This window comes from Burkholderia sp. MS455 (assembly GCF_016899445.1).
Lineage (GTDB): Bacteria > Pseudomonadota > Gammaproteobacteria > Burkholderiales > Burkholderiaceae > Burkholderia > Burkholderia pyrrocinia_C.
This window is the reverse complement of the sequence record NZ_CP041778.1, coordinates 2,768,077-2,792,811: the sequence shown is the minus strand read 5'-3', so window position 1 is coordinate 2,792,811 and position 24,735 is coordinate 2,768,077. Positions and strand designations below refer to the sequence as shown.

The window sequence follows — 24,735 nt, the reverse complement described above, 5'->3', positions numbered from 1 at the left end:
GGGGCTGGAGGCCGTGTCGTATTTGCGCAAGCGTTTGTCGTAATTCGTCGGCAGGCCGGGGTTTTTTCTAGCAACTATGTAGGCACGCTATGACTCGCGTGAGTCCCCGCTACACGAGGAGAAGGTTTCGATGGATGCCCCCAAGGTCGTAGTCGAAGGTCTGTGCAAGGTGTTTGGAAACAACCCGAAGCAGGCGCTCGACATGCTCGCCGCCGGCGCGACGAAGGACGAAGTGCTCAAGCGCACCGGTCAGGTCGTCGGCGTACACAACGTCTCCTTCGATGTGCAGGAAGGCGAAATTTTCGTGCTGATGGGCCTGTCCGGCTCCGGCAAATCCACGCTGATCCGCCTCGTGAACCGGCTGGTCGATCCGAGCGCCGGCAAGGTGCTGATCGACGGGCTCGACGTCGCGTCGGCACGCCGCTCGGCGCTCACCGCACTGCGCCGCAAGGACATGAGCATGGTGTTCCAGTCGTTCGCGCTGATGCCGCAACGCACCGTGGTGTCGAACGCCGCGTTCGGCCTCGAGGTCGCGGGCGTCGGCAAGAAGGAACGCGAGCGCCGTGCGATGGAAGTGCTCGAGCAGGTCGGCCTCGCGCCGTTCTCGCACAAGCTGCCGTCCGAGCTGTCGGGCGGGATGCAGCAGCGTGTCGGCCTCGCACGCGCGCTGGCCGTGAACCCGTCGCTGATGATCATGGACGAGGCGTTCTCCGCGCTCGATCCGCTCAAGCGCAGGGAAATGCAGGACGTGCTGCTGCAGCTCCAGAAGGAGCAGCGCCGCACGATCATGTTCGTGTCGCACGATCTCGAGGAAGCGCTGCGCATCGGCAGCCGCATCGCGATCATGGAAGGCGGCAGGCTCGTGCAGGTCGGCACGCCGCAGGACATCATCGCGAACCCGGCCGACGACTACGTGCGCGCGTTCTTCGACGGCATCGACACGAGCCGCTACCTGACCGCCGGCGACCTGATGCAGACGGGTGTCGTGCCGACCATGTCGAAGTGCGATGCCGCGAACGTCGCGGCGGCGCTGAACGGCCACGACGAATACGCGTTCGTGCTCGACGCCCAACGCAAGATCCGCGGCTTCGTCACGCGCGACGCGATCGGCGATGCGTCGCCGTCCGTCCGTCCGATCGAAAGCATTCGCCGCGACGCGACGCTCGATCACGTTGTCGCCCGCGTGGTGGCGAGCCCGAACGCACTGCCCGTCGTCGACGACGACGGCTGCTACTGCGGCTCGGTCGACCGCGCACTCATCCTGAAAGCCATCACGCGTTCGCGAGGTTCCCATGTCTGAAATGATTCCGCTCGGTACCTGGGTCGACCAGTCCGTTCACTACCTGCTCGACCACGACGCCAAGACATTCGATGCGATCGGCCAGGCGATCGAGGGCCTCGCGGCGCTCGTCGAACACGGCCTGCAAGCGATCCCGATGTGGCTGATGATGGCGATCTTCATCGGCGTCGGGCTATGGCGGGTGGGCTGGCGCTTCGCGCTGTTCACGACCGCGTCGCTGCTGCTGATCTTCGCGACGGGCTTCTGGGACCAGACGGTCATCACGCTTGGCCTCACGCTGTCGTCGACGATCATCAGCCTCGTGCTCGGTATCCCGCTCGGCATCTGGGCCGCGAAGAGCAAGTGGGTCGCCGCGATCGTGCGTCCGATTCTCGACCTGATGCAGACGATGCCCGCATTCGTCTACCTGATTCCGGCCGCGATGCTGTTCGGTCTCGGCCGCGTGCCGGGGATCCTGTCGACGGTGATCTTCGCGATGCCGCCCGCCGTGCGCCTGACGAGCCTCGGCATCCGCCACGTGAACCGCGAGATCGTCGAAGCCGGCCAGGCATTCGGCTGCACGCCGTGGCAACTGCTGTACAAGGTGCAGTTCCCGAATGCGCTGCCGTCGATCATGCAGGGCGTGAACCAGACGATCATGATGGCGCTGTCGATGGTGATCATCGCGTCGATGGTCGGCGCGGGCGGTCTCGGCAACGACGTGCTCGCGAGTATCCAGCGCCTCGACATCGGCCTCGGTTTCGAAAGCGGTCTGTCGGTCGTGCTGCTCGCGATCATTCTCGACCGCATCACCGAAAGCTTCGGCCGTGCACCCGGCGCCGTGAAATCGCCGCTGTTCTCGGGCCTCAAGCAGCTTTTTCGCGCGAAGGCCACACCCGCGCAAGCCTGACTGACCGGCGGCCGGCCCGTCTTCCGGCCGCCTTCCCTGATTCGATAACCGCTTCCGCGGCGTTTGCCGCGGGGCTGGCCGCTTGTAACCTGTTCGCCAGGAGTCCGATGTGACGTCCGCCGCCGCTGTCGCGCCCGCCGCCTGCGTTTCACCGGTTTCGTCCCTCGCCCATTTCGGCTTCCTGACGCTGCCGAACTTTTCGATGATCGCGTTTTCGAGCGCGGTCGAAGTGCTTCGGATGGCGAACTACGTCGGGCGCGCCGATCATTACAAGTGGTCGATCTACTCGCTCGACGGTTTCCCCGCGCATGCCAGCAACGGCATTGCGGTACGGCCCACGCAGGCGCTCGACTACACGAACCTGCCCGACGTGATGATCGTGTGCGGCGGCATCCGCATTCGCGACGTGGTCGACGAGGGCGCGCGCGATACGCTCGCGGCGCTCGCCGAACGCGGGCTGCCGCTCGGCGGCATCTGCACGGGTGCGTATGCGCTGATGTCGAGCGGGCTGCTCGACGGCTATCGCTGCACCGTGCACTGGGAGAACCTGTCCGCGCTGCATTCCGAGTTTCCGCAGGTCGGCTTCGCCGACGAGCTGTTCGTCGTCGACCGCGACCGGCTGACCTGCACGGGCGGCACCGCGCCGCTCGACCTGATGCTGAACCTCGTCGGCATGCGGTTCGGCCAGCAGCTTGCCGCGCAGGTGTCGGAGCAGTTCATCCTGGAGCGCATCCGCAGCTCGACCGACACTCAGCCGATTCCCGTCGATGCGCGCGTCGGCTTCTCGCGTGCGGAGCTGATCGAGGTCGTGCGGCTGATGGAGGCGAACATCGAGGAGCCGCTGTCGCTCGAGGAGCTCGCGCGGCTCGTGCGATTGTCGCAGCGGCACCTGCAGCGCATGTTCAAGGTGTACCTGAACGTGTCGCCGACCCATTATTACCTGACGCTGCGCCTGAAACGCGCACGCGACCTGCTGCGCACGACCGATGCGTCGATCGCGCGCGTGACGACGGTCTGCGGTTTTCATTCGCCGTGTCATTTCAGCAAGGCGTACCGCGCGCAGTTCGGCCATGCGCCGAGCTACGAGCGCAGGTTGCCGGGGCGCTGACGGTTTGTACGACCCGCGACGCCGCCGGGATCGCGGTGCGCGGCTTCAATAAACGATCCCGCATTCATGCAAACGACATCACTTTGAGGAGAAGAAAGATGAAGCGCCTATTGATCGCAGCGGTGTGCGGGATCGGGATAACCGCGCCGATGTCGGCCGTTTATGCAGCCGATCCGCCCGTGTGCAAGAACGTGCGCTTCGCGGACGTCGGCTGGTCCGACATCGCGGCGACCACGGGCCTCGCATCGACGATGCTGCAGGGGCTCGGCTACAGCCCGACGAAGACGATCGCATCGGTGCCGATCACGTTTGCCGGGATCAAGAGCAAGCAGATCGACGTGTTCCTCGGCTACTGGTCGCCGACGATGGACCCGATCATCCAGCCGTTCACGAAGGCCGGCACGATCAAGGTGCTCTCGACGCCGAACCTGACCGGTGCGAAATACACGCTCGCGGTGCCCGACTACGTGTACCAGGGCGGCCTGAAGTCGTTCGCGGACATCCAGAAGTACGCAGACAAGCTGAACGGCAAGATCTACGGGATCGAGCCGGGCAATGACGGCAACCTGCTGATCAAGAAGATGATCGACGGCAACCAGTTCGGCCTCGGCAAGTTCAAGATGGTCGAGTCGAGCGAGGCGGGGATGCTGGTCGAGGTCAACCGCGCGATCCGCGACAAGCAGTGGATCGTGTTCCTCGGCTGGGAACCGCATCCGATGAACGTGCAGATGAAGATCGACTACCTGAGCGGCGGCGACGACGTGTTCGGCCCGAACTACGGCGAGGCGAAGGTGCTGACGGCAACGCCGCCCGACTACGCGCAGCGCTGCCCGAACGTCGCGAAGTTCGTGTCGAACCTGCAGTTCACGACGACGATCGAGAACCACGTGATGATGCCGATCATGAACAAGGAAGACCCGAACAAGGCGGCGGCCGCGTGGTTGAAGGCGAACCCGCAGGCGCTCGACAAGTGGCTCGCGGGCGTGACGACGCTCGACGGGAAGCCGGGGCTGCCGGCGGTGAAGGCTTATCTCGGCGTGCATTGAGCGGAGTTTTCAGGTCTTTGCCACTTTTGTTTGAGGTTTGACGGTGGTCGTACGCCCCGGCGTTGTTGCATAAATCTGGCACGCCCGCGGTCGACTGACGTTTACACACAACGGCCGGTCCGGCACCCCTGTTAACGATTCGGGTTCCTGCGTAGATTCTCGATTTTTGGCTTCGAGAAGATGCGCAGGGACAAGGGCAAGACGAGCGAGCGGAAGGCGCGCTACCGAGTCAAGAACTGGCCAGCCTACAACGCCGGCCTGATCAACCGAGGTAACGTCACGATGTGGATCGATGAAGCCGCCCTGGCGAGCACGCTGGAGGCCGGGCCGACGCGCGGCCGTCCGCGTTTGTACAGCGACGCGCTGATCCAGGCGCTGCTGGGCATCAAGACCGTGTTCCGTCTGCCGCTGCGCGCGCTGCAAGGCTTCGCGCAAAGCCTGCGCGAGCTGGCTTTCGCCACCTTACCCGTGCCGAACTACACGACACTGAGTCGCCGAGCGCAGACGCATGAGGTCCAACTGCCGGTCATTGGCGACGGCGAGCCGATCCATCTGGTGGTCGACAGCACCGGCATGAAGGTCTACGGCGAAGGCGAATGGAAGGTGCGCCAGCATGGCTATTCGAAGCGTCGCACATGGCGCAAAGTGCATCTCGGGCTCGACGCGAACACCGGTCAGGTACGTGCCGCGCTGATGACGCATCAGGACGTCGCCGACGGTGACGTCCTGGCCGAACTGCTCAACCAGATCCCGGACGACGAGTTGCTCGATGTCATCGGCGGTGACGGGGCCTACGACACCAAACCCTGTCATGCCGCGATCGCCGCACGCGGCGCAACGCCCTCGATTCCGCCGCGCGAAGGCGCCGCTCATTGGCCCGCGAACACGTCCGGCGCGAAGTGGCGCAATGACGCCGTCGATACGACCGCCCGCCTCGGCCGCGACGAATGGAAGAAGGGCAGCGGCTACCATCGGCGCTCGCTCGTGGAGAACGCGATGTATCGCTTCAAGATGCTCACGGGTAACCACTTGTGGGCACGACGCACCGATACGCAGGCCACCGAGGTCGCTATCCGCGTGGGCGTGCTGAATCGCATGGCGGACCTCGCACGCCCGCAATCCGTTCGCATTGCCTGAAACATGAACATAGGCCTTACCTCGTCATCACGCTCGATTTATGCAACAACGCCGTACGCCCCCGAACGACAGGGTAGATACCCGGTGTTCGGGGGCGATCTTCAGGCTTGTCCGGCGAGTGTCAGCGCATTTCCCGCAGTTGGCCGAATACTGGATTATCGTGATAGCTGACTGCCTGAGATCGACTCGGGCGGTGTCCCGGGTGACCGATAAAAAATTGAGATAAAGAAATATAATAAAAATTAGTTATACGAATTTCGAATTCGTATGATTGAAAGCCCCTTTCGGATCGCGCATTTTGGTGTGTGTCATTCGCACCAATCTCACGAAGGGGAGTCAGGATGCCGCACCAGAAAAAATCACCCACCCATTTGTTTGCCACCAGCGGCTGGTTTACCGCGCGGGGCGGGTGGAACGCCCGGACCAGCAGCGGGCCGACGATTGTCGGGCCAGCGGTCGCTTGCGCGAGCAACGTCGTTGCTTACGAGGATGGCGGTGAGGCTGCTATTGCGGACGCAGCCTGGATCGTCGGTGACTTTAACCTGGCCGATTACGGCGATTTCAAACGGCTCGTGTCTGTCGGCAGCGAACTCGATAACGGTGATGTCATCACCGGCATGAGCTAATGTCAAATGTGGTGTACGACAGTCGAGCAGCATGATCAAGCGGCAAGCGGTTGAGCAGGAGCCGGTGTGCTCTCGGTCACCGGTGTTCCGTCCTTGAAGGGCACGCCGTTCAAGATCTGTTCGATTTTGTCGACACCGCGAATGCGGCGCCATGATTCCTCTGCTGCTTCGATGAGCTTGAAGGCCATGCCGAGGAAGGTCGCGCGCGACAGACAGTTTCGCGTGCGGGTCGTGCGGTGGCGGACCGTCGCGAAGGTCGACTCGATCGGATTCGTCGTGCGCACATGCTGCCAGTGCTCGGCCGGGAAGTCGTAAAACGCGAGCAGCTCGTCGCGATCCTTCGTGACCTTCTCGACAGCTTTCGGATATTTGGCCGTATAGGTCGCGACGAACTGATCGTAGGCGACGATCGCATCGGCGCGCGTCGCGGCGTTCCAGATCTCCGCGAGCGCGGCCTTGGCCTTGCCCTGCTGCGACTTCGGCAACGCGTTGAGCACGTTGCCGATCTTGTGAAACCAGCAGCGCTGGTGCCGCGTCTGCGGGAACACTTCCTCGAGTGCCGCCCACAAGCCCATCGCGCCGTCGCCGACGGCTAGCAGTGGGCCGGCTTGTAGACCGCGAGCCTTCAGATCGAGCAGTAGCTCGACCCACGAATCCTTCGACTCGCGGTAGCCGTCGGCGAGCGCGACGCGTTCCTTGCTGCCGTCTGGCTTCACGCCGATGATCACCAGCAGACATTGCCCGTCGGAATCCTCGCTGCGCGCCCCAGTATGAATGCCGTCGGCCCACCAGTAGACCCAGCGGGCCGCCGACAAGTCCCGATTGTTCCATTGCGCGAATTCGTCCGCCCAGATCGCTTTGAGACGAATGACGGTATTTGCCGACAGGCCTTTCGCCTGGTCGCCGAGCAATACGCTGAGCGCTTCGCTCATGTCGCCGGTCGAGACGCCGCGCAGATACAGCCACGGCAGCGCCGACGACACACGCGGCGACTTGCGCACGTAGGGCGGCACGATCTCCGAGTTGAACTTTACCCCCGAGCCCGAGCGATCGCGGACCTTCGGCACCTGGACCGTTACCGGTCCGATTGCCGTGACAACGTCTCGCTCAGGCAGATAGCCGTTGCGCACGATCGCCCGCCGGCCGTCCAGCGTCTTCACGTTCGAATATTGCTCGAGCAATGCCTTCAATTCCGCCTCGATCGCTTGCTGGATAATCTGCCGCGCGCCTTGCTGGATCAACTCGTCCAGGCCGACGGGCCCCTTGAATTCTGTTTCCGTTGCTTGACTGTCGTTCGCTTCCCGATTACGTTTCGCCATGGTGGTGGATTGGTTGCTGGGTTCGTTACCTTGGAAAGCAACATTCTCCTGCAATCGCCACCGCCTCCCGCCGATTCCGCTCCACACCGCCGTACACCACTTCCGACATTAGCTCCACCGGCATCCCGGAGCGAGAAAGGCTGGCGTCGGGTAGCTGGCTCAGGGTGGTGAAGCAACCGGGCGCTGTGCGTCGAGGCGAGGTCGCATGATCCGCTACTTTCTCGCACAAGGGGATAGCGGTGGCAGCGCGACGATCATCGAAGGGCTGCCGAATGTCACCTGTTCCAATCCGCCGCCGCGAGTGCATATCGCGACGCTCTATATGAAGACCTATTGTGCCGCTTGCGAGCAGGAAGGGTATGTCGCGCCGGAAGGTCCACGTTTGCCTGGCACAGCGCCCAATGGTCAGCCGTGGGCGCTGAGCGGCGATATCAATGTTTGCGGGTGCAATCCATCGCCGGTCTTTTATGCCGAGCGGGGGAGGCGCATGATCGTCAGCGATCAGCCGGCCGGAGCCCCGGTGAGGCTGGGCCGAAATCATGCTCATTCGACCTCGGCAACCAACGACGAACATGACGAACAGTATGTTTTGTGCGATGAGAAAAGTGGCCAGCCGCTTGCGCATGTCCGATACCGCATACAAACAACATCAGGTCGAATCTTCAGCGGTGTCACGGATTTCGAAGGGAACACTCAGCGTGTAACGACACGTCGTGCCGAAAAACTCAGGCTTGAGGTGGTGGAGAACAATAACGATGCCTTGTAACGAATATGTTTGCGTCCACGATTCGGCAGTGACGAACACTACGCAGGGTTCGAAGCTGAAAGTTCTACTGACGCTCAACGGACCACCCATCTGCCCGACCATGAGCGACGCAGAGTTTAGAAACCTGGTGATGCAACTTCGCGATGAAGGAGCGGACCTTGTGGAGGAGCGACTCAAAAGACTGGCAGAGTGGTCGCAGAACGAACGTACGCGAGTCTGGACGTGGTTCGGCGCGAATGACGACGGGATTCGTCTCAGCCTTATCACCGGACTGACTGCTACTCTGGCAGTCATGCGATCACTAGGCCCTGCGAATTTTATGAGGGCTCATCCTGATCTGGATCGATCTCTTGGATGCTTGCCTACCAACAAGAGTGTCAGGACTGTCGCGCACGTCTGTGGTCCCGACACGGCAACGCATACGATAAGCATCCACGAGGAATTCTGTACGATTCGTGATCGAAGTCGGGCGGCCACCTCGAAGTTGTCGACGATCATCCACGAGTGCACTCATTTCAAGGATACGTTTGGAGCGGGCGATCCAAAATATGGCATCACGCGATTTCTCCCGAAGTGGGGGCAAGATAACCCGAAGATGGCAATTAAAAATGCGGACAGTATTGCGGCATATGTGTTGTATGGCTTGATTAAAGGTGTGATTTTTCTGTGGGTGTCCACAAATTCGTATGCTTGTGATGGATCCGAGAATTTGCCGGGGCAGAATTATGACCTTATGTTTGAGAATAATTCTGTATCGGTGAGCGCGGAGCAAGCGGAGAAGCTGAGAGGCTGGGTATCGGATATGTTGTCAAGATTTCCGCTTCGTGAAGGCGTAGCCGTGAGCGGCGTAGCGGAGTCCACGGAAACCGATCCTGAAGAATTGTCTGCCAGGCGTGCCGAGGCCACTCATCGTCTGTTACGGCATTTCGGGTTAGAACAGGAGCGCTATGCTATTCATAGTTATGTCTATAAGCGTATGAGTATTCAAGACAGTGAAAATGCGAAGCGGGCTGAGATAACGTTGCTTCCTGGCTGCCCCGGAAATTGTTGTGCCGATATGTAAGGCGCCTCGTGAAGTGAGGCGGCGTCAGGGCATACTCCCGCCGCCGTCTTGCAATGATAGACGTCCGATTCACGATCCCTTCGTCGCCGCCGGCACGTCGAACACGCGATCGAACGCCCACTGGAACACGAACGCGTAGCAGAAGAAGAACGCGAACAGCCCGATATCGACGACGAACGCGTCGAACCACGAGATGTCGAGCCACCGCGACACGACGGGTACGAGCATGAAGATCAGCCCGCCTTCGAATCCCGTGGCGTGCAGGATCCGCCGCCCGAGCGTGCGTGCCGGCTGCCGGCGCGACGCTTCCCAGCGCTCGAACAGCGCGTTGAAGATCATGTTCCACAGCAGCGCGATCGCCGACATCGTCGCCGACAGCGCGCCCGAATAGACGAGATCCTGCTTGAAGATCGCCGCGATCGCGGGCGAGATGCAGGAGATGGCGATCGTTTCGTAGAGCACCGCCTGCGTGATCCTGCGCGGTAGGCCTTGCACGTTGTTTCTCCGGTTCGACGGCAACCGCCGCGGCACCGTGCCGCGACGTCCCGCAAGGCTATTCGCGTTGCGCACCTGCTTCAATTCACCTAATCTCACCCCGATTGAATCGAATTCAACCCGGCCGCATCCGGCCCGCGAGGCCCCGTGTTCTCGAAAATTCCCCTGACCGCATTGCGTGTATTCGAGTCGTCGGCGCGGCTCGGCACGTTCAAGGCCGCCGCGGACGAATTGTCCGTGACGCCGGCCGCCGTGTCGCACCAGATCAAGTCGCTCGAAAGCCGGCTCGGCGTGCTGCTGTTCGAGCGCGGCGCGAGCGGCGTGCGGCTCACGGCGGAGGGCGAGCGGCTGTTTCGCGCGAGTCACGATGCATTGCTTGCGCTGAGCCGCGGGCTCGATGCGGTACGGCCCGAAGCGGCCGACGAGCGCACGCTCGTGCTGACCACCACGCCCGCATTTGCCGCGATGTGGCTGATTCCGCGCCTCGGCCGGTTCCGTCGCGTCGATCCGCAATTGAACATCACGGTCGAAACCGGCAACGCGCTCACCGATCTCGAACGCGACGCGCGGATCGATCTCGCGATTCGCGCGACGTCACGCACGTTCCCGGCGCTGCACGAGATCGCGCTGATCGACGAGTATTTCGGCGCGTATGCGGCTGCCGGGTTCGATGCGCATCGTTCGGACGAGCGTCTCGATTTGATCGAGACCGTGTGGGATACGCCGCTGCCGGTGTCGATCGACTGGGTGTCGTGGTGTCGCGCTGCCAATCGCGAGGCGTGGCTCGAACGCGCGGTGTTCCGGCATTACGACGACGAGCAGTACGCGTTGCAGGCCGTGTTGCATGGTCAGGGCGTCGCGTTGTTGAGTTCGGTGCTGGTCGCCGAGCACGTCGAGCGCGGTGCTTTGATGCCGATCGAGCCGTCGGTGCGGCTCGACGGTGCACGCTTCGTCGCGCTGTGTCGCCCCGGGCGGGAACGCGAACCGCAGGTCAGGCGGTTCCTCGACTGGCTCGAAGCGGAAATCGCGCACACGCGTGCGGCGGTGGCGCGGATGGCGCCGGGCGACCGCCGCGCCGATGAGCCTGTCGACGCGCGATCCGGCGAGTGACCGCGAACCCGCGAGTGTCGGGCTCCGGTTGCCCGCCTTACGCCGTCACCCGAACCTGACGCAATACACCGGCGGCAAATGTGCCGACACCATCTGCCAGTTTTCACCGCCGTCGCCGGACGTCCATAACCCGCCGGTCGTCGACGCCATCGCGAGGCGCGTGCCGGAATCGTCCACCGCGAGCCCGTGCCGGTACACGAGGTCGTACGCGGGCGCGGCCGGCAATCCGTTCGACAGACTCTCGAAACTGCGGCCGCCGTCGCGCGTACGCGTGACGACGAACCGGCCGTTCACCGGAATCCGGCAGGCATCCTTCACGGCCGGCACGAACCACGCCGTGTCCGGTTCGTCCGGATGCACGGCGACCGCGAAGCCGAAGCTCGAAGGCTGCGCCTCGATCCGCCGCCAGTGCCCGCCGCCGTCGGTCGAGCGGAAGATCGCGCAGTGATGCTGCGTCCACAGCACGTCCGGGTTGGCCGCGCACTGCACGACGCGGTGCGGATCCTGCACGTTGGGCTCGCCGCGCCGTTCGGGCGGCATGTAGTCGGCTTCCATGCCGTCGGCGGTCACGCGCCAGGTCGCGCCGCCGTCGGCGGTCTGCCAGACGCCGCCGCACGAGATGCCGACCGTCACGTGCCGGCTGTCGCGCGGATCGACCATCACCGAATGGATGCCCGGCGCGTCGTACCCGCCGCCGCCCCACTCGGCGCGTTCAGGGCGATCCCACAGTGGGCGGTTGAGCACCCACGAGTCGCCGTAATCGTCGGAGCGGAACAGCCCGCCGGGTATCGTGCCGGCCCACAGTACGCCCGGCTCGTCGGCGCCGCCGGCTTCGAGCGACCAGATCTGTTGAAGCGTCCAGGGCGGCTGTGGCGGGCTGGGGGGCTCGTCGTCAGCGTCGACCGTGCCTGCACGTGCGACGGCGCTGGCGGGCGGTTCGTCGGCAGGCTGCGGCGGATAAACGGGGACTGCGCATTCTTCCCAGTCGGTGGCGCCCGCTCGCCTGCGATGCAGCTTCACGCCGAAATGGCCGAGGTTGAGCGCGGCGTACAGCGTTCCGTCGCGCGGGTCGGCGAGTGCCATGCTGACCGGTTCGCCGACGAAATGCGGTTCGCCGAGCGTCCAGCCGCCGTTCTTGTCGGAATGAAGAACGAACAGGCCCTTGCGGGTGGCGACGAGCAATCGGTCATTCATGTCGAGTGTCTCCTGTCGACCCGTGTCGGCGCTTCAGCGCTTGTCCCGGGTTCCATACATGTTCGCTGGCGGGTACGACCCTCAGCCGCCCGACAACGCCTGCACGACATATACGCGGCTCGCGTTGCCGAGCGCATCCGACAGATGTTCGCGGTCGCGTATCGGCCGGCCGTCGATAAACACGGCGAGATGCTTTCGCAGCGCGCCTTGGTCGTCGACGATGTAGCCGCGCAGTCGCGGCTGCTCGCTGAAGACGGCTTCGAACGCTTCGCCGACCGAACGCGCATCGACGTCGCGCTCGGGCGTTTCGATATGCCGCTGAATCGACGCGGCGAAGAAGAGATGAGCCATGGCGGGTAACCGGAAGCGAGCCGTGCGGGGCGTGGGCGGCATCGTCGGTTCTGTAGTGTAGGCGATCCGTTTCGTGGTTTGCGGCATTGCGGTGCAGCAGACGGCGGTGCGTATCGGTACGTGTCGGTACGTCTGCGCTTACGCGTACTTGTCGCCGACCGTGCTGCGGATCGGATGCGTATCGTAGACGATGATCATGCGCTCGATGCGCGCGTCGTCGTCGAATTCGAACACGTCGACGCACTCGAATTGCACCGTGGAGCCGTCCTTCAGCGCCCAGTCGTAGACGAAATAGCCGGTGGCCCGACGTGCGCCGGTCGCGCTGACGCAGATGTCGATCGGCGTGATGCGGCTCTGTCCGGATGCCGCCGCGACCTTGTCGAAGAAGGGCCGCGGTGCCATCCAGCCGAGAAACGGCGAGAATATCCGCGCATCGGGCGTGAACAGCGCACAGATCGCGGCGACGTCGCCGTGTTCGAGCGTTTTCAGGTAGGTATCGACCTGCCGCGTGTATAGTGCGTCGGACGACGAGACCATGGTATTTCTCCGCTGATTGTCGAGAGCTATCCGCGACCGCGAGTGCGATCGGCTCAACCACGATAGCGATGCAGCGATGACCGAACAAACGAAAAATCCGCAACCCGGGTATGCAGCCCGCGCATATCCGCTGGCGGACCTCACGCGTGCGCTGCCGCCGCTGACCGCGTTCCAGGCCTTTGTCGCCGCTGCCGAACTCGGCAGCTTCAACCGGGCAGCCGAGCATTTGTGCCGGACCCAGGGCGCCGTGAGCCGGCAGGTGCAGCAATTGGAAGCGCACTACCGATGTGCGTTGTTCGTGCGACGTCCCTCGGGGTTGACACTGACCACCGAGGGCGGCGCGTTGCTCACGGTAGCCGTCGACGTACTCACGCAGCTCGCGCGGCACGCGCATGCCCACGCGCACGCGCACGGCATGTCGACCCTCACGGTGCGGTTGCCTTCCACGTTCGCGATCCGCTGGCTGTTGCCGCGGCTTTCGGCGCTCAATCATGCGTTGCCGCGGACCGAGCTGCGTATTCACACGTCGGCGGACGACATGCCCGATTTCGCCGACGCCGATTTCGATGCAATCGTCGTGCGCGGCACCGGAAGCTGGGCGGGAATGGCGGCGATTCCGCTGTTCGACGAGTGCCTCACGCCGATGTGCACGCGCGAGACCGGAGCATCGCTGAAGTCGATCGCCGACCTCGCGCATGTGACGCTGCTGCATCCCGCGCGCAATCGCGACGAATGGCGATGCTGGCTGGATGCCGTCGGCGCGACGCGGATCGACCCGGGCACGGGCCTCGTATTCGATACGCTCGAACTGACATTGACGGCGGCTGCCCAGGGGCACGGCGTCGCGATCGGCGATCCGCGGATCGCGGCCGATCGGCTGGAAGCAGGAACGCTGGTCGCACCGTTTCCCCATGTGGTGCGCAACGGTCTCGGCTATTACCTCGTCTATCCGGTGCAGCGCGCCGCGCAACCCGCGATTCAAGCGCTCGCAGAGGTTCTGACGCGTCTCGCGCGCGAGGGTTGATTGCGATCGAACGGTTCGCTAAACCGGAATCGACCGCCCCCGCACCCGGATTCCGAGCCGCACGACGCCGATCACCGCATTCGACAGCCACGTGAGCAAGCGCGGCATCCCGCGCCGGCGGATATCGAGCAGCAGCACGATCCGCACTTTATCGCTGTCGTTCCACGCCTCGTGCACGAACGTATCGTCCCACAGCAGGAAGCGGCCTTCGTCGAGCCGGTATTCGCGGCCATCCACTTTCAGCACGGCGGCCGGCGTGCCGTCCGTGCGCTTCGGCATCGACAGCACGAGATAGCCGCGCAGGATGCCGCGAAACGGCCCGCGATGCGGCGGGATGTGCTTGCCCGGCGCGAGGAACGACAACGATGCGGACAGCACGTCCGGCGACGCCGCGACGATCGACGCGACGGTCGGGCAGCGCGACAGGTTGCGCGGGAACGGTTGGCCGTACGCCTGCATGATGAACATCCGCCAGTCGCGCGCATCGTTGGCCGAGATGTCGTACTGCTCGCGCATGATTTCGTGGAAGCGCGGGATACGCGGCATGTCGCGGGCCACCGCGAGCGCTTCCGCGCGGATCGCAGGCCACGCGCGCATGAAACGCTCGGCGTCCGGGAACGCGGCCGTATCGAGCACCGCGCCGCCGTCGATATGGCGGTCGTACAGCGTGCGGAGCAGGCCGGCTGCATAGTCGTAAGCGACGGACATGGTCGATCGATGGGCGATCCGTATGAGGTGGCGTCAGTCTGCCCGAAGCGCGACGGGCGCTGCGTTACGTCAGGTTACGCCGTCTGACGAAAGAATGACAGTTCGATGACGGGCCGACGCAAGCGGCGCGAGCCACGGCGCGCGGGAATAAACGACCCCCCTCCGTCGTCATACGGGTGTAGCACATCGTCTCGTTGACTTCAGAAGGAGCGGAACATGAACAAGCATTGGCTGGTGGCCGCCACGGTGGTGGCGATGTCTGTCGCGGGTATCGCGACGCAAGCGTCGGCACAGGAACTCACTCGAGCGCAGGTCAGGCAGGAACTGATCGACGCCGAAAACAACGGGCTGCGCTTCGTGACCGATACGTCGTATCCGGACGTGAGCCCGCTCTTCCAGCGGCAGGTCGAACAGATGCCGCAGCGTCAGTCCAGCACGGCGGTCGGCAGCGATCCAGCCGTTTCATCGGAAGCCGGCAAACCGGCGGCGATGTCGCCGCGCCAACGTCCGGCCGCATGCGTCGGCCCCGCGAGCTTCTGCACGATCTATTTCGGAAGCTGACAAACCGGCCTGCATCCGCAGGTTCGGCATTCACCACGGTTGATCGATACGGAACATTGAAGGAGTTGATGATGAAGACATATATCGCAGTACTGACAATGATCGGAATGATCGCCGGTCAGTCGGCATTCGCGCAATCGGCTGCACCGTTGACGCGCGCGCAGGTTCGCGACGAGCTGATGCGTCTGGAAGCGGCCGGGTATGACCCGGCGAAGGGAGACGACGGCGAGTATCCGGCGGACATCCAGGCCGCGGAAGCGAAGCTCGCCGAGCAGGATCGGGCCCGGCAGGCGGCCGCCGCCATGCATGCGCCGGCCCCCGGTATGCCTGCTCAAACCAGCAACTAGGTGTCGATATGTACGTGTGTGGCTTCTGGCCGTCGTGTTCGCGGTACGGCAATCCGCGCGCCCTTCGCGCCGCTCGACGTGGCCGAAGGGCGCCGGCTGCCATGCCGCTCATCGCACGCCGCTTCGCGCGGCGTCGCGATCATCTCGTCAACCGATCCCGATGAGCGGGCAGGTTTATCGGACGATGAACGGGAATGCAGACGATATCGAGAACCGGAACAATCCGGTTCATGCCGGCGATGATGCCCTGAAACAAGGGGAGGCTATCACCACGGCATCATGCGCTGCACGACCTGATCGCGCAGCACGAAGCGGTGCGCCAGCGCGGCTGCCACGTGCAGGCAAATGCCGGCAAACAGTACCCATGCGAGGATGCCATGCACGTCGCCCATCGCGTGACCGAATCCGGAGCCGGCCGCCGACAGCGCCGGCAACGGGACGACACCGGCCAGCGTCACGGCCCAGGCGCGCGACGATGCGTTGATCCAGCCGAGCAGCGGCACCGCGATCAGCAGCGCGTAGATCGCGAAATGCGTCACGCCGGACAGCGCGCGCATCGCGGGCGGCAGGTCGCTTTCCGGCGGGCGATGCGTCGCGCGCCACAGCACGCGGCAAGCCATCGCCGCGAGCAACGCGGTACCCACGATCAGGTGCGCGGCGATCAGGCCGATCGGTTGCGTATCGCGATGCACGTCGGGCATCGTCCAGCCGATCGCGTACTGCGCGACGACCAGCGCCACGATCAGCCAGTGAAGAAAGCGTGCAACTGCGTCATATCGGGCGGGCGTGCGCATGAAAACTCCTGACGAATGGCGGGAATCGAATATATCGGCGGATTCTACGGGCGAATCCTTAACGAAACGTTAAGCACCCGGCATCGCGCGCGATCGGTCGTCGTGTTCGCTGGCCGGCGCACTGCGCGGCAACGATCCGGCCGCGTTCGCCGACGGCAGCGCGACCACGACGCCAAGGCCTTGGCCGCCGATGCCGGGCTCGAACTGCACCGTGCCGCCGAAGTATTGCGCGATGCGCGTGACGATCGACAGCCCGAGCCCGCTGCCGGGCGATTGCGTGCCGCTGCCGCGATAGAAGCGATCGCCGAGCCGTTCGTGCTCGCCGGGAGCGACGCCCGGCCCGTCGTCGCGCACGACGATGCGTTGCAGCGCGCCATCGTCGTGCACGCCGAGCTCGATGCGGCCACCGCGGCGGCCGTACTTGATCGCGTTGTCGACGAGATTGTCGAGCAGGATGCCGATCAGGATCGGATCGGCATCGATCGCACGTTCGGATACGTCGCCGGTCACGATGTCGATGGCCTTGTCCGACGCCTTCGCGAGATGGCGATCGACGGCGGCGTCGACGAGTTCGCGGACGACGACGGCGCGCGTCGGAATGCGTTCGTATTCGTCGAGCCGCGCGAGCAGCAGCAACTGTTCGGCGAGGCGCGCGCTGCGGTCGACGCCTTGCACGACGCGCTGCATCGCCAGCTGCTTGCGCGCCGGATCGTCGGTCGCGATCGCGACCTGGGCCTGAACCTTGATCGCGGCCAGCGGCGTCTTGAGTTCGTGCGCCGCGTCGGACGTGAACGCGCGCTCGCGCACGATCGATTGCCGCAGCCTCGCCAGCAGGCGGTCGATCGCGTCGACCAGCGTGCGCACTTCCTCCGGCACGGTGGCGATGCCGAGCGGTTCGAGCGATCGCGCATCGCGCGCGCCGATCAGCGTCGACAGCGTCTTCAACGGCGCGAGACTGCGTCCGATCAGGTACCAGAGGAGGAGCGCCAGTACCGGGAGCGCGACGATCAGCGGCAAGACGATGCCGCGTGCGATGCCGGTCGCCAGATCGCTGCGCGTGTTGAGCGTTTCCATCACGCGTATCCATCGCCCCGACGGGTTGTCGCGCAGCGTGTGCGTGCGCCATTGCGTGTCGCCGATGACGATCGTCCGGGGGGCGCCGCGCGGTTCGCGTGCATCGGGCAGGCCGGCGGCGTCGGCCGGCAGGTTCGATGCGACGACGTGGTTCTGCGCGTCGCGCACCTCGAACAGCATGTCGCGCGGCAGGCGATCGCCGTCGTTGTCGGGGCCCGATCTTGATTCGCCGAGCGCCAGTTCGACGCGCGCGTCGGGCGGAAAGCGGGCGAGGCGGGCGAGGTCGGCCGGCGAGAGACCGACGAGCAGCGACGCATACTCGACGAGGCGCGCGTCTTCCCATTCGCCGATCTCGCGCGTGGCGTGCCGGAAGCTGCCGAACACGGCGACGATCCACACGACGATGACGCAGCCGAGCGCCATCGCCGACACGCGGCGTCGTATCGACCGCGAGATCATGGCGCGTCGACGACGTAGCCGATACCCCGGACGGTGCGGATCAATTCCGCGCCGAGCTTTTTGCGCAGGTTCGAGATATGGACCTCGATCGCATTGCTTTCGATGCCTTCCTGCCAGCCGTACAGGCCGTCCTCGAGACGCGCGCGCGACTGGGGGCTGCCCGGGTGGCTGACGAGCTGAACCAGGATCGCCCATTCGCGTGCGGTGAGCGCGATGCGCGATGCATCGCGTGTCACCGTGTGAGTGGTCAGGTCGATCGTGATGTCGCGCCATACGATCTCGTCGCCGGCGCGGCCCTGCGAGCGGCGCACGAGCGCGCGACAGCGGGCGAGCACCTCGGACAGCTCGAACGGCTTCGCGAGATAGTCGTCCGCGCCGTCGTCGAGGCCGCGCACGCGGTCGGCGACGGTGCCGCGCGCGGTCAGCACCAGTACCGGCACCGTATCGCCCGCATCGCGCAACGCACGCAGCAGTTCCGTTCCCGATTTGCCGGGCAGGCCGAGATCGAGCACGACGAGCGCGAAGCGCGTCGTCGCGAGCGCCGCGGCGGCCGCGTGGCCGTCGCGCAGCCAGTCGACGTGATAGCCGGCCTGGCTCAGGCTGACCTCGAGGCCGCTGCCGATCAGGTCGTCGTCTTCAACAAGGAGGAGTCGCATGGTCGATTCGCGTGCAGGTGTATGCGATTGTACGAGCCCGACTGTGCGTGCAAGGCAACCGATTGTAATTGAGCGATCTCAAACATCGTCCGATTCTGAAGAACGCTTAAGGTTTGCGGCCGGCATTCCCGCTACTATCGGCCTCGACATTTCTCCCCCCTGACCCCGACCCGGGTTTGCGCCGTTCGGCACGGACCGAACGCAGCGGCCCACGAATCCGCGACCCTTCAGTTTGATTTCAAATCGATCCGGGTCGCCCGCACGGGAGGTTCATTCTTCATGGCACCCTCGACGATCGAGCGATGGCGCGCCCACCTGCTGATCGCCGCGCTGGCCGGCATGTTCGTTCAGTGTTTCGTGCTGGTTTCGCTGCTTGCATTGCGCGTACCCGAAGCGTTTTTCACGACGATGACATTTCGCGTGTGGACCGTCGTCGCGGTTGCGACCGCGATCCTTTCGGCCCGCAAGCTTGCCGATGCGGCGTTCAGGGCCGCAGTCGCGTGCGGATACGTGCGCGTGACCGGAATCGATCGCCGCACGGTAGTTGTGTCATCTGATTGCGCGTACCGTCGGCTGGTCGTCCTTCATATCCGGCTCAACGGGAATCGATACGGCAGCGTGCACGGGTGATCCCGCGTGCGCGGCCGGTTGCGGTCGTACGGGTCACCACTGGGGAGAAGCATGGTTTTGCTGCATGTGCTGCACGCGCTGGCCGGGGCACTGTCGATCGTCTGCGGGCTGGGCGTGTTGCTGGGCATTGCCTATACGGTCACGGCCAGCGTGCTGGTCGGCAGGTTCTTTTCCCGGGCGGCGGCGGTGCCGCGCGATTATCCGGGCGTCACCGTCGCGAAGCCGCTGCACGGCGACGAATGGGATATCGTACAGCATCTCGAAAGCTACTTCGTGCAGGATTATCCGGGGCCGGTCCAGCACCTGTTCGGCGTGCACGATGCGGGCGACGCGGCGCTCGCGGCCGTCGAGACGCTGCGTGCGCGCTACCCGGACGCGAACATCAAGGTCGTCGCCGACGCGCGGCTGTACGGGCCGAACCGCAAGGTCGCGAATCTCGTCAACATGCTCGAACATGCGGAGCATTCGGTGCTTTGTCTTGCCGACAGCGACGTGCTGGTCGGGCGCGATTATCTGCGTGCGGTCGTCGGCGCGCTACAGCAGCCGGAAGTCGGTATCGTGACGAGCGTGTATCGCGGTGTCGCGTCGCCGGGCTTCTGGCCTGGCGTCGCCGTCGCGATGACGAATTACCATTTCCTGCCCGGCGTGATTACCGGGCTCTTCATCGGGCGTGCACGGCCATGCTTTGGACAGACAATTGCGATCACGCGCGCGACGCTCGAACGCATCGGCGGGCTTGCGCGTTTCGCGCATCACCTGGCCGAGGATCACGCGCTTGGCGAAGCGGTGCGGCAGGTGGGCGCGCAAGTCGTCATCCCGCCGTTCGTCGTCGGGCATGCCTGTGTCGAAGAGACGTTCGCGAAGTTGTATGCGCACGAATTGCGCTGGAGTTGCACGATCCGCGCGGCGGACCGGCTCGGTCATGCCGGGTCGGTGCTGATGCACCCGGTGCCGCTCGCGCTGCTGGCCGTGCTGTTCTCCGGCGGTACGCCGGCCGCCTGCTGGTTGACGGTCGCGGCGCTCGCCGCGCGGGCGCTGCTGATGCTGAAAACGAGCCGTGCGACCGGCGCCGGCCTGCGCGGCGCCCTCTGGCTGCCGTTCGTCGATCTGCTGCAGTTCATGGTCTTCGTGGCGAGCTTCTTCTCGTCGCACGTCGTCTGGCGCGGCACGCGCTTTCGCGTCGACCGGGAAGGCTTGCTGTCGCCGGCGGGTGAATCATGACGACGGACACGAACACCGCCAAAGCCGACGCGGAACGCGTGTCCGCGCGTCACGACGCACGGCTGCGACATGCGGGACGCGCGGCGGCGCTGGCCGGGCTGGCGCTCGCGGTGTGGCTGATCTGGCGCGAGCATCCGCTGGAGATCCTGCACCGGCTGCGGATCGCCGGCGCCGGGCTGCTCGTCGCCGCGCTGGCCCACATCCTGCCGATGCTCGCGAATGCGTGGGACTGGCGGATGCTGATCCGCGGCCCGCGCCGCCCGTCGTTCGCGACGATGCTGAAGCTCGTGTGGATCCGCGAATCGATCAACGGCCTGTTGCCGGTCGCGCGGATCGGCGGCGAGATCGTGTCGTTCGGGCTGCTGCGGCAGGCGGGCGTGCGGCCGGCGACCATCGTGGCCAGCCTCGTCGCCGACATGCAGCTCACGCTGATCAGCCAGCTGGTGTTCGCGCTGATCGCGATCGGCTATGTGCTCGAACACGTGTCGTCCGACGCCGCGCAGGTGGCCGCGCACCTCGCCATCGGCATGGCCGCGCTGGTGCCGGTGCTGCTGCTGTTCGCGCTGGTGCAGCATGCGCGGCCGTTCGAGCGTGCGATGCGAGCGGTCAACCGGATCACGAGCGGCAAGGTGGTCGCGCTGGTCGGCGAATCGGCACGCACCGATCAGTCGATCCGGATGATCTGGAGAAAGACCGGCATCGTCGTGCGCTATCTGGGGATCTGGCAGACGCTGCAGTTTGCGGGTTATGCGCTGGAAATCTGGCTCGCGCTTTATTTCCTCGGCGCCGATCCGACCTTTGCGCAGGCGCTCGCGATCGAGGCATTGATCCAGCTCGTGAGCAGCATCGCGTTCGTGATGCCGGGCGGTTTGGGCGTGCAGGAGGGCGGGTTCGTGCTGATCGGCGGGCTGCTCGGGTTCGACGCGCCGACCTGTCTCGCGCTGGCCGGCGCCCGCCGCGTGCGCGATCTGCTGTTCTATCTGCCGGGCTTGCTGGCGTGGCAGTGGGCGGCCGGTTCGGCGAACCGGCCGGGCGGCACGAAGCGCGCGTCGCCGGGCATCGAGGAATCCGCCAGGCCGCGCTGACGCGGCCCGACGACGATGTGTGCGTGCCCGGGCGAGCACGCATCCGCCCACGCGCCGCGGCGCGTGAATCAGCGCCGTTCGTCGGCGATATGGCTGCGGATCACGTCCGCGAACGACGTGTCGCCCTTCAGCCCGAGCGCTTCCGCGCGCGTCGTGTCCCAGCGGCCCGGCCAGCTGCCGACGATCTTCTCGACCCCCTCGTCGGGCGCATGGCGAATCAGCTTCACGACGTCGTCGCCCGCGACTTCGCGCAGCGCTTCGATCATCTCGTCGACCGACACCGACAGGCCGGGCAGGTTGATTACGCGCTTGTTGCCGAGCTTCGCGCTGTCGATCTCGCAGCCCGCGACGAGCGCGTCGATCGCGCCGCGCGGCGACAGCAGCCACAGCCGCGTCGAACCCGGCACCGGGCACACGCTTTCCTCGCCGTTCAGCGGCTCGCGGATGATGCCGCTCGCGAACGACGACGCGGCCGCGTTCGGGCGGCCGGGCCGCACGCTGATGGTCGGCAGCCGCAGCACGCGGCCGTCGACGAAGCCGCGCCGCGCGTAGTCGCACAGCAGCAGTTCGGCGATCGCCTTCTCGGCGCCGTACGACGATTGCGGGTTCAGCGCGGTGTCGTCCTGCACGACGTCGGGCAGCGCGCCGCCATACACCGCGACGGAGCTCGTGAACACGACGCGCGGCTGGTGGCCGCGTGCGCGGCACACGTCGAGCAGCATGCGCGATGCGTCGAGGTTGATCCGCATGCCGAGATCGAAATCGGCTTCGGCCTGGCCGCTGACGATCGCCGCGAGGTGGAAGATCGCGCCCGTCTGCGTGTCGATCGCGCTTTCGAGCACCGCACGATCGGCGATGTCGCCGACGATCGACGTCACGCGCGCGTCGCCGAAATCGCTGCCCTTGACGACGTCGAGCAGCACCAGTTCGTCGATCTTGCCGATCCGCCCGTCGGGGCCGGTCAGTTCGCCGCGCTCGAGCAGCTTGCGCGCGAGGCGCTGGCCGAGAAAGCCGGCGCCGCCGGTGATCAGTACTTTCATGTTCTTTATCCTCTTCGGATTACGTGAATCACAGGTACGGCTTGATCCAGCCGAGGCCGGCCGACGTGCCGGCCTTCGGGCGGTATTCGCAGCCGATCCAGCCGTCGTAGCCGAGCGCGTCGATCAGCTCGAACAGGTACGGGTAGTTGAGTTCGCCGAGATCCGGCTCGTGGCGCTCGGGCACGCCCGCGATCTGGATGTGGCCGATGCCCGCGAAATCGCGCTTGAGCTTCATCGCGAGATCGCCTTCGACGATCTGGCAGTGGTAGCAGTCGAACTGCACCTTCAGGTTCGGCGCGCCGACTTCCGCGCAGATCGCCTGCGCGTCGTCCTGGCGGCTCAGGAAATAGCCGGGCATGTCGCGCTGGTTGATCGGCTCGATCAGGATCGTGACGCCGCGTGCGTTGGCGGCCTGCGCCGCATGCCGCAGGTTCGACAGGTAGGTGTCGCGATGGCGTGCGCGGTCGGCGCCCGGCGCGACCATGCCGGCCATCACGTGCAGCTTTTTGTTGCCGAGCACGCGCGCATAGTCGAGCGCCTGGTCGATGCCGCGCCGGAATTCGTCCTCGCGGCCCGGCAGCGACGCGATGCCGCGTTCGCCCGCGGCCCAGTCGCCCGGCGGCGCGTTGAACAGCGCCTGTTCGAGGTTGTGCGAGTCGAGGCGCGCGCGGATGTCCTCGGCCGCGAAGTCGTACGGGAACAGGTACTCGACGGCTTTGAAGCCGTCGTAGGCGGCAGCGGCGAAGCGTTCGAGGAACGCGTGCTCGTTGTACATCATCGAGAGGTTGGCGGCGAAGCGTGGCATGGCAGCGGGTCCTGTGAATGAATGGGGCGGGGCGTACCGCGCCCCGCGTCGAATGGTGGCCGGTTCAGCGGTTCACGAGTTTCGCGGGCGTGAGCCACACGGCGATCGCGCCGATCACGAGCATGGCGGCCAGCACGTACATGCCGGACGACGTGCTGTGCGTGACGTCCTTCAGGTAGCCGATCACGTAGGGGCTCGCGAAACCGGCGAGGTTGCCGACCGAGTTGATGATCGCGATCCCGGCAGCGGCCGCGGAGCCCGCGAGGAACGCGGTCGGCAGCGACCAGAACAGCGGTGCGCAGGTCAGCACGCCGCCTGCCGCGAGCGACAGGAACACGATCGACACCGCCGTATTGTGCGAGTACGACGCGGCGACCGCAAACCCGGCCGCGCCCATCAGCGCCGGCACGATCAGGTGCCAGCGGCGTTCGCGGCGCTTGTCCGCGCTGTGGCCGAACAGGTTCATCACGACGATCGCGACGACGAACGGGATCGCGGACAGCAGGCCGATCTGGAGCGTATCGGTGATGCCGGTCGATTTCACGAGCGTCGGCATCCAGAACGTGAGGCCGTACTGGCCCGTGACGAACGCGAAGTAGATCAGCGACATCCACCACATGCGCGGGTCCGAGAACACGGCCTTCAGCGAATGGCCGTGCTGCTGCTGTTCCTGCGGCTGCGCGGCGATTTCGTCTTCGAGGAGCTGCTTCTCGCGCTCGTCGAGCCACTTCGCGCCGCGGATGCTGTTGTCGAGATACAGGATCGTCGCGATGCCGACGAGCACGGCCGGCACGGCTTCGATCATGAACATCCATTGCCAGCCGTGGAAGCCCGAGCCGCCGTGGAAGCGCTCCATGATCCAGCCCGACAGCGGGTTGCCGAAGATGCCCGACACGGGGATCGCGGACATGAACACCGCGATGATCTTCGCGCGGCGGTGCGACGGGAACCAGTACGTGAGGTACAGGATCACGCCGGGGTAGAAGCCGGCTTCCGCGAGGCCGAGCAGGAAGCGCAGCACGTAGAACTGCGTCGGCGTCTTCACGAACGCGAACAGCGCGGACAGCAGGCCCCACGTGATCATGATCCGCGCGATCCAGATGCGCGCGCCGAGGCGGTGCATCAGCAGGTTGCTTGGCAGTTCGAACAGAAAGTAGCCGAGGAAGAAAATCCCCGCGCCGAGGCCGAACACGGTTTCGCTGAACGCGAGATCCTGCGACATCTGCAGCTTCGCGAAGCCGACGTTCACGCGGTCGAGATACGCGACCACGTAGCAGAGCATCAGGAACGGCACGATGCGCCAGAACACTTTCTTGTAGGTGCGGTCGAGTTCGGCCGCATGGGCGGGCGCGGCGGGCGAGCGGCCTGCGGCCGCGTCGAGAGCAGTCAT

At 65.1% G+C, this 24,735-nt stretch carries 27 protein-coding genes; 15 read left to right on the top strand and 12 right to left on the bottom strand.

Translation table 11 applies throughout. The features are described from left to right. Window positions 1-130: 130 nt before the first annotated feature. From FPJ27_RS16875 to FPJ27_RS16850, 6 genes are all read left to right on the top strand, one after another. A complete protein-coding gene (locus FPJ27_RS16875) occupies window positions 131-1,300 on the top strand; it encodes a glycine betaine/L-proline ABC transporter ATP-binding protein (protein WP_244137354.1) in 1,170 nt (389 codons plus the stop codon). After that, on the top strand, window positions 1,293-2,189 hold the full coding sequence (gene choW, locus FPJ27_RS16870; protein ID WP_072444506.1) for a choline ABC transporter permease subunit: 897 nt from the start codon (window positions 1,293-1,295) through the stop codon (window positions 2,187-2,189). The genes FPJ27_RS16875 and choW overlap by 8 nt, the downstream gene beginning before the upstream one ends. Before the next feature lie 109 nt (window positions 2,190-2,298). After that, window positions 2,299-3,297: a GlxA family transcriptional regulator gene (locus FPJ27_RS16865; protein ID WP_034180835.1), complete on the top strand. Its 999-nt coding sequence runs from the start codon at window positions 2,299-2,301 to the stop codon at window positions 3,295-3,297. Window positions 3,298-3,395: 98 nt separating this feature from the next. After that, complete coding sequence (locus tag FPJ27_RS16860; RefSeq protein ID WP_034180834.1) at window positions 3,396-4,343, top strand: choline ABC transporter substrate-binding protein; 948 nt, start codon at window positions 3,396-3,398, stop codon at window positions 4,341-4,343. 180 nt (window positions 4,344-4,523) lie between these two features. After that, window positions 4,524-5,480 (top strand): IS5 family transposase, encoded by a 957-nt coding sequence (locus FPJ27_RS16855; RefSeq protein ID WP_204421564.1) that lies wholly within the window; start codon window positions 4,524-4,526, stop codon window positions 5,478-5,480. 341 nt (window positions 5,481-5,821) lie between these two features. Next, a complete protein-coding gene (locus FPJ27_RS16850; RefSeq protein ID WP_204421878.1) occupies window positions 5,822-6,106 on the top strand; it encodes a hypothetical protein in 285 nt (94 codons plus the stop codon). 35 nt (window positions 6,107-6,141) lie between these two features. On the opposite strand, the gene FPJ27_RS16845 is transcribed toward FPJ27_RS16850, so the two are convergent. Continuing rightward, entirely contained in the window at window positions 6,142-7,425 is a 1,284-nt protein-coding gene (locus FPJ27_RS16845) for an IS256 family transposase (RefSeq protein ID WP_204420906.1), read from the bottom strand. Window positions 7,426-7,630: 205 nt separating this feature from the next. Between FPJ27_RS16845 and FPJ27_RS16840 the strand changes: the two genes are divergently transcribed. Together FPJ27_RS16840 and FPJ27_RS16835 are read left to right on the top strand one after the other, a co-directional pair. Then, on the top strand, window positions 7,631-8,191 hold the full coding sequence (locus FPJ27_RS16840) for a hypothetical protein (RefSeq protein WP_204421877.1): 561 nt from the start codon (window positions 7,631-7,633) through the stop codon (window positions 8,189-8,191). A 28-nt stretch (window positions 8,192-8,219) separates the two neighbouring features. After that, window positions 8,220-9,254: a M35 family metallo-endopeptidase gene (locus FPJ27_RS16835; RefSeq protein WP_239483220.1), complete on the top strand. Its 1,035-nt coding sequence runs from the start codon at window positions 8,220-8,222 to the stop codon at window positions 9,252-9,254. 69 nt (window positions 9,255-9,323) lie between these two features. On the opposite strand, the gene FPJ27_RS16830 is transcribed toward FPJ27_RS16835, so the two are convergent. Then, window positions 9,324-9,749, bottom strand: coding sequence for a PACE efflux transporter (locus tag FPJ27_RS16830; RefSeq protein WP_204421875.1), 426 nt, complete (start codon window positions 9,747-9,749; stop codon window positions 9,324-9,326). 147 nt (window positions 9,750-9,896) lie between these two features. On the opposite strand from FPJ27_RS16830, the gene FPJ27_RS16825 reads away from it, so the two are divergent. After that, a complete protein-coding gene (locus tag FPJ27_RS16825) occupies window positions 9,897-10,859 on the top strand; it encodes a LysR substrate-binding domain-containing protein (protein ID WP_204421874.1) in 963 nt (320 codons plus the stop codon). Window positions 10,860-10,904: 45 nt separating this feature from the next. On the opposite strand, the gene FPJ27_RS16820 is transcribed toward FPJ27_RS16825, so the two are convergent. The 3 genes from FPJ27_RS16820 to FPJ27_RS16810 form a co-directional block, all read right to left on the bottom strand. Then, window positions 10,905-12,053, bottom strand: coding sequence for an exo-alpha-sialidase (locus tag FPJ27_RS16820; protein WP_204421873.1), 1,149 nt, complete (start codon window positions 12,051-12,053; stop codon window positions 10,905-10,907). 81 nt (window positions 12,054-12,134) lie between these two features. Beyond that, on the bottom strand, window positions 12,135-12,404 hold the full coding sequence (locus FPJ27_RS16815; RefSeq protein ID WP_204423241.1) for a MoaD/ThiS family protein: 270 nt from the start codon (window positions 12,402-12,404) through the stop codon (window positions 12,135-12,137). A gap of 138 nt (window positions 12,405-12,542) precedes the next feature. Then, window positions 12,543-12,941, bottom strand: coding sequence for a nuclear transport factor 2 family protein (locus FPJ27_RS16810; protein ID WP_204421872.1), 399 nt, complete (start codon window positions 12,939-12,941; stop codon window positions 12,543-12,545). Between the two features lie 76 nt (window positions 12,942-13,017). On the opposite strand from FPJ27_RS16810, the gene FPJ27_RS16805 reads away from it, so the two are divergent. Then, the gene (locus tag FPJ27_RS16805; RefSeq protein WP_204421871.1) at window positions 13,018-13,965 is read left to right on the top strand and encodes a LysR substrate-binding domain-containing protein; all 948 of its coding nucleotides are present in this window, start codon (window positions 13,018-13,020) and stop codon (window positions 13,963-13,965) included. Window positions 13,966-13,983: 18 nt separating this feature from the next. Here the strand turns inward: FPJ27_RS16805 and FPJ27_RS16800 are convergent, their stop codons facing one another. Further along, on the bottom strand, window positions 13,984-14,673 hold the full coding sequence (locus FPJ27_RS16800; protein ID WP_204421870.1) for an aspartyl/asparaginyl beta-hydroxylase domain-containing protein: 690 nt from the start codon (window positions 14,671-14,673) through the stop codon (window positions 13,984-13,986). 216 nt (window positions 14,674-14,889) lie between these two features. Here FPJ27_RS16800 and FPJ27_RS16795 point away from each other — a divergent pair, with 216 nt between their 5' ends. Next, entirely contained in the window at window positions 14,890-15,234 is a 345-nt protein-coding gene (locus tag FPJ27_RS16795; protein WP_204421869.1) for a DUF4148 domain-containing protein, read from the top strand. 71 nt (window positions 15,235-15,305) lie between these two features. Beyond that, entirely contained in the window at window positions 15,306-15,581 is a 276-nt protein-coding gene (locus FPJ27_RS16790; RefSeq protein WP_204423240.1) for a DUF4148 domain-containing protein, read from the top strand. Window positions 15,582-15,847: 266 nt separating this feature from the next. On the opposite strand, the gene FPJ27_RS16785 is transcribed toward FPJ27_RS16790, so the two are convergent. From FPJ27_RS16785 to FPJ27_RS16775, 3 genes are all read right to left on the bottom strand, one after another. Continuing rightward, entirely contained in the window at window positions 15,848-16,375 is a 528-nt protein-coding gene (locus tag FPJ27_RS16785) for a cytochrome b (RefSeq protein ID WP_072444486.1), read from the bottom strand. 69 nt (window positions 16,376-16,444) lie between these two features. After that, window positions 16,445-17,908 (bottom strand): ATP-binding protein, encoded by a 1,464-nt coding sequence (locus tag FPJ27_RS16780; RefSeq protein WP_204421868.1) that lies wholly within the window; start codon window positions 17,906-17,908, stop codon window positions 16,445-16,447. Then, window positions 17,905-18,564, bottom strand: a complete 660-nt coding sequence (locus tag FPJ27_RS16775) for a response regulator (RefSeq protein WP_072444482.1) — start codon at window positions 18,562-18,564, stop codon at window positions 17,905-17,907. The genes FPJ27_RS16780 and FPJ27_RS16775 overlap by 4 nt, the downstream gene beginning before the upstream one ends. Before the next feature lie 279 nt (window positions 18,565-18,843). On the opposite strand from FPJ27_RS16775, the gene FPJ27_RS16770 reads away from it, so the two are divergent. From FPJ27_RS16770 to FPJ27_RS16760, 3 genes are read left to right on the top strand one after another with little or no spacing between them, the layout of a single operon-like run. Then, window positions 18,844-19,194 (top strand): hypothetical protein, encoded by a 351-nt coding sequence (locus tag FPJ27_RS16770; protein WP_072444481.1) that lies wholly within the window; start codon window positions 18,844-18,846, stop codon window positions 19,192-19,194. A 51-nt stretch (window positions 19,195-19,245) separates the two neighbouring features. After that, window positions 19,246-20,415 (top strand): bacteriohopanetetrol glucosamine biosynthesis glycosyltransferase HpnI, encoded by a 1,170-nt coding sequence (gene hpnI, locus FPJ27_RS16765; RefSeq protein WP_204421867.1) that lies wholly within the window; start codon window positions 19,246-19,248, stop codon window positions 20,413-20,415. Next, on the top strand, window positions 20,412-21,500 hold the full coding sequence (locus FPJ27_RS16760) for a lysylphosphatidylglycerol synthase domain-containing protein (RefSeq protein WP_072444479.1): 1,089 nt from the start codon (window positions 20,412-20,414) through the stop codon (window positions 21,498-21,500). Before hpnI ends, FPJ27_RS16760 begins: the two co-directional genes overlap by 4 nt. 68 nt (window positions 21,501-21,568) lie before the next feature. Here the strand turns inward: FPJ27_RS16760 and denD are convergent, their stop codons facing one another. The 3 genes from denD to FPJ27_RS16745 all read right to left on the bottom strand — a co-directional run bounded on the left by denD (window position 21,569) and on the right by FPJ27_RS16745 (window position 24,735). After that, window positions 21,569-22,540: a D-erythronate dehydrogenase gene (denD, locus tag FPJ27_RS16755; RefSeq protein ID WP_072444477.1), complete on the bottom strand. Its 972-nt coding sequence runs from the start codon at window positions 22,538-22,540 to the stop codon at window positions 21,569-21,571. 28 nt (window positions 22,541-22,568) lie between these two features. Then, window positions 22,569-23,345, bottom strand: coding sequence for a 2-oxo-tetronate isomerase (gene otnI, locus FPJ27_RS16750; RefSeq protein ID WP_072444475.1), 777 nt, complete (start codon window positions 23,343-23,345; stop codon window positions 22,569-22,571). Window positions 23,346-23,409: 64 nt separating this feature from the next. After that, window positions 23,410-24,735, bottom strand: a complete 1,326-nt coding sequence (locus tag FPJ27_RS16745) for an MFS transporter (protein WP_072444473.1) — start codon at window positions 24,733-24,735, stop codon at window positions 23,410-23,412.

Excerpts from the sequence above, each read along its gene's own strand:
- FPJ27_RS16875 (WP_244137354.1), top strand. The coding sequence starts at position 131 with ATGGATGCCCCCAAGGTCGTAGTCGAAGGTCTGTGCAAGGTGTTTGGA.
- FPJ27_RS16820 (WP_204421873.1), bottom strand. The coding sequence starts at position 12,053 with ATGAATGACCGATTGCTCGTCGCCACCCGCAAGGGCCTGTTCGTTCTT.
- choW (WP_072444506.1), top strand. The coding sequence starts at position 1,293 with ATGTCTGAAATGATTCCGCTCGGTACCTGGGTCGACCAGTCCGTTCAC.
- FPJ27_RS16850 (WP_204421878.1), top strand. The coding sequence starts at position 5,822 with ATGCCGCACCAGAAAAAATCACCCACCCATTTGTTTGCCACCAGCGGC.
- FPJ27_RS16815 (WP_204423241.1), bottom strand. The coding sequence starts at position 12,404 with ATGGCTCATCTCTTCTTCGCCGCGTCGATTCAGCGGCATATCGAAACG.
- FPJ27_RS16810 (WP_204421872.1), bottom strand. The coding sequence starts at position 12,941 with ATGGTCTCGTCGTCCGACGCACTATACACGCGGCAGGTCGATACCTAC.
- FPJ27_RS16770 (WP_072444481.1), top strand. The coding sequence starts at position 18,844 with ATGGCACCCTCGACGATCGAGCGATGGCGCGCCCACCTGCTGATCGCC.
- FPJ27_RS16785 (WP_072444486.1), bottom strand. The coding sequence starts at position 16,375 with ATGCGCACGCCCGCCCGATATGACGCAGTTGCACGCTTTCTTCACTGG.
- FPJ27_RS16780 (WP_204421868.1), bottom strand. The coding sequence starts at position 17,908 with ATGATCTCGCGGTCGATACGACGCCGCGTGTCGGCGATGGCGCTCGGC.
- FPJ27_RS16845 (WP_204420906.1), bottom strand. The coding sequence starts at position 7,425 with ATGGCGAAACGTAATCGGGAAGCGAACGACAGTCAAGCAACGGAAACA.
- FPJ27_RS16760 (WP_072444479.1), top strand. The coding sequence starts at position 20,412 with ATGACGACGGACACGAACACCGCCAAAGCCGACGCGGAACGCGTGTCC.
- hpnI (WP_204421867.1), top strand. The coding sequence starts at position 19,246 with ATGGTTTTGCTGCATGTGCTGCACGCGCTGGCCGGGGCACTGTCGATC.
- FPJ27_RS16840 (WP_204421877.1), top strand. The coding sequence starts at position 7,631 with ATGATCCGCTACTTTCTCGCACAAGGGGATAGCGGTGGCAGCGCGACG.
- FPJ27_RS16795 (WP_204421869.1), top strand. The coding sequence starts at position 14,890 with ATGAACAAGCATTGGCTGGTGGCCGCCACGGTGGTGGCGATGTCTGTC.
- denD (WP_072444477.1), bottom strand. The coding sequence starts at position 22,540 with ATGAAAGTACTGATCACCGGCGGCGCCGGCTTTCTCGGCCAGCGCCTC.
- FPJ27_RS16800 (WP_204421870.1), bottom strand. The coding sequence starts at position 14,673 with ATGTCCGTCGCTTACGACTATGCAGCCGGCCTGCTCCGCACGCTGTAC.
- FPJ27_RS16805 (WP_204421871.1), top strand. The coding sequence starts at position 13,018 with ATGACCGAACAAACGAAAAATCCGCAACCCGGGTATGCAGCCCGCGCA.
- otnI (WP_072444475.1), bottom strand. The coding sequence starts at position 23,345 with ATGCCACGCTTCGCCGCCAACCTCTCGATGATGTACAACGAGCACGCG.
- FPJ27_RS16775 (WP_072444482.1), bottom strand. The coding sequence starts at position 18,564 with ATGCGACTCCTCCTTGTTGAAGACGACGACCTGATCGGCAGCGGCCTC.
- FPJ27_RS16790 (WP_204423240.1), top strand. The coding sequence starts at position 15,306 with ATGAAGACATATATCGCAGTACTGACAATGATCGGAATGATCGCCGGT.
- FPJ27_RS16855 (WP_204421564.1), top strand. The coding sequence starts at position 4,524 with ATGCGCAGGGACAAGGGCAAGACGAGCGAGCGGAAGGCGCGCTACCGA.
- FPJ27_RS16860 (WP_034180834.1), top strand. The coding sequence starts at position 3,396 with ATGAAGCGCCTATTGATCGCAGCGGTGTGCGGGATCGGGATAACCGCG.
- FPJ27_RS16745 (WP_072444473.1), bottom strand. The coding sequence starts at position 24,735 with ATGACTGCTCTCGACGCGGCCGCAGGCCGCTCGCCCGCCGCGCCCGCC.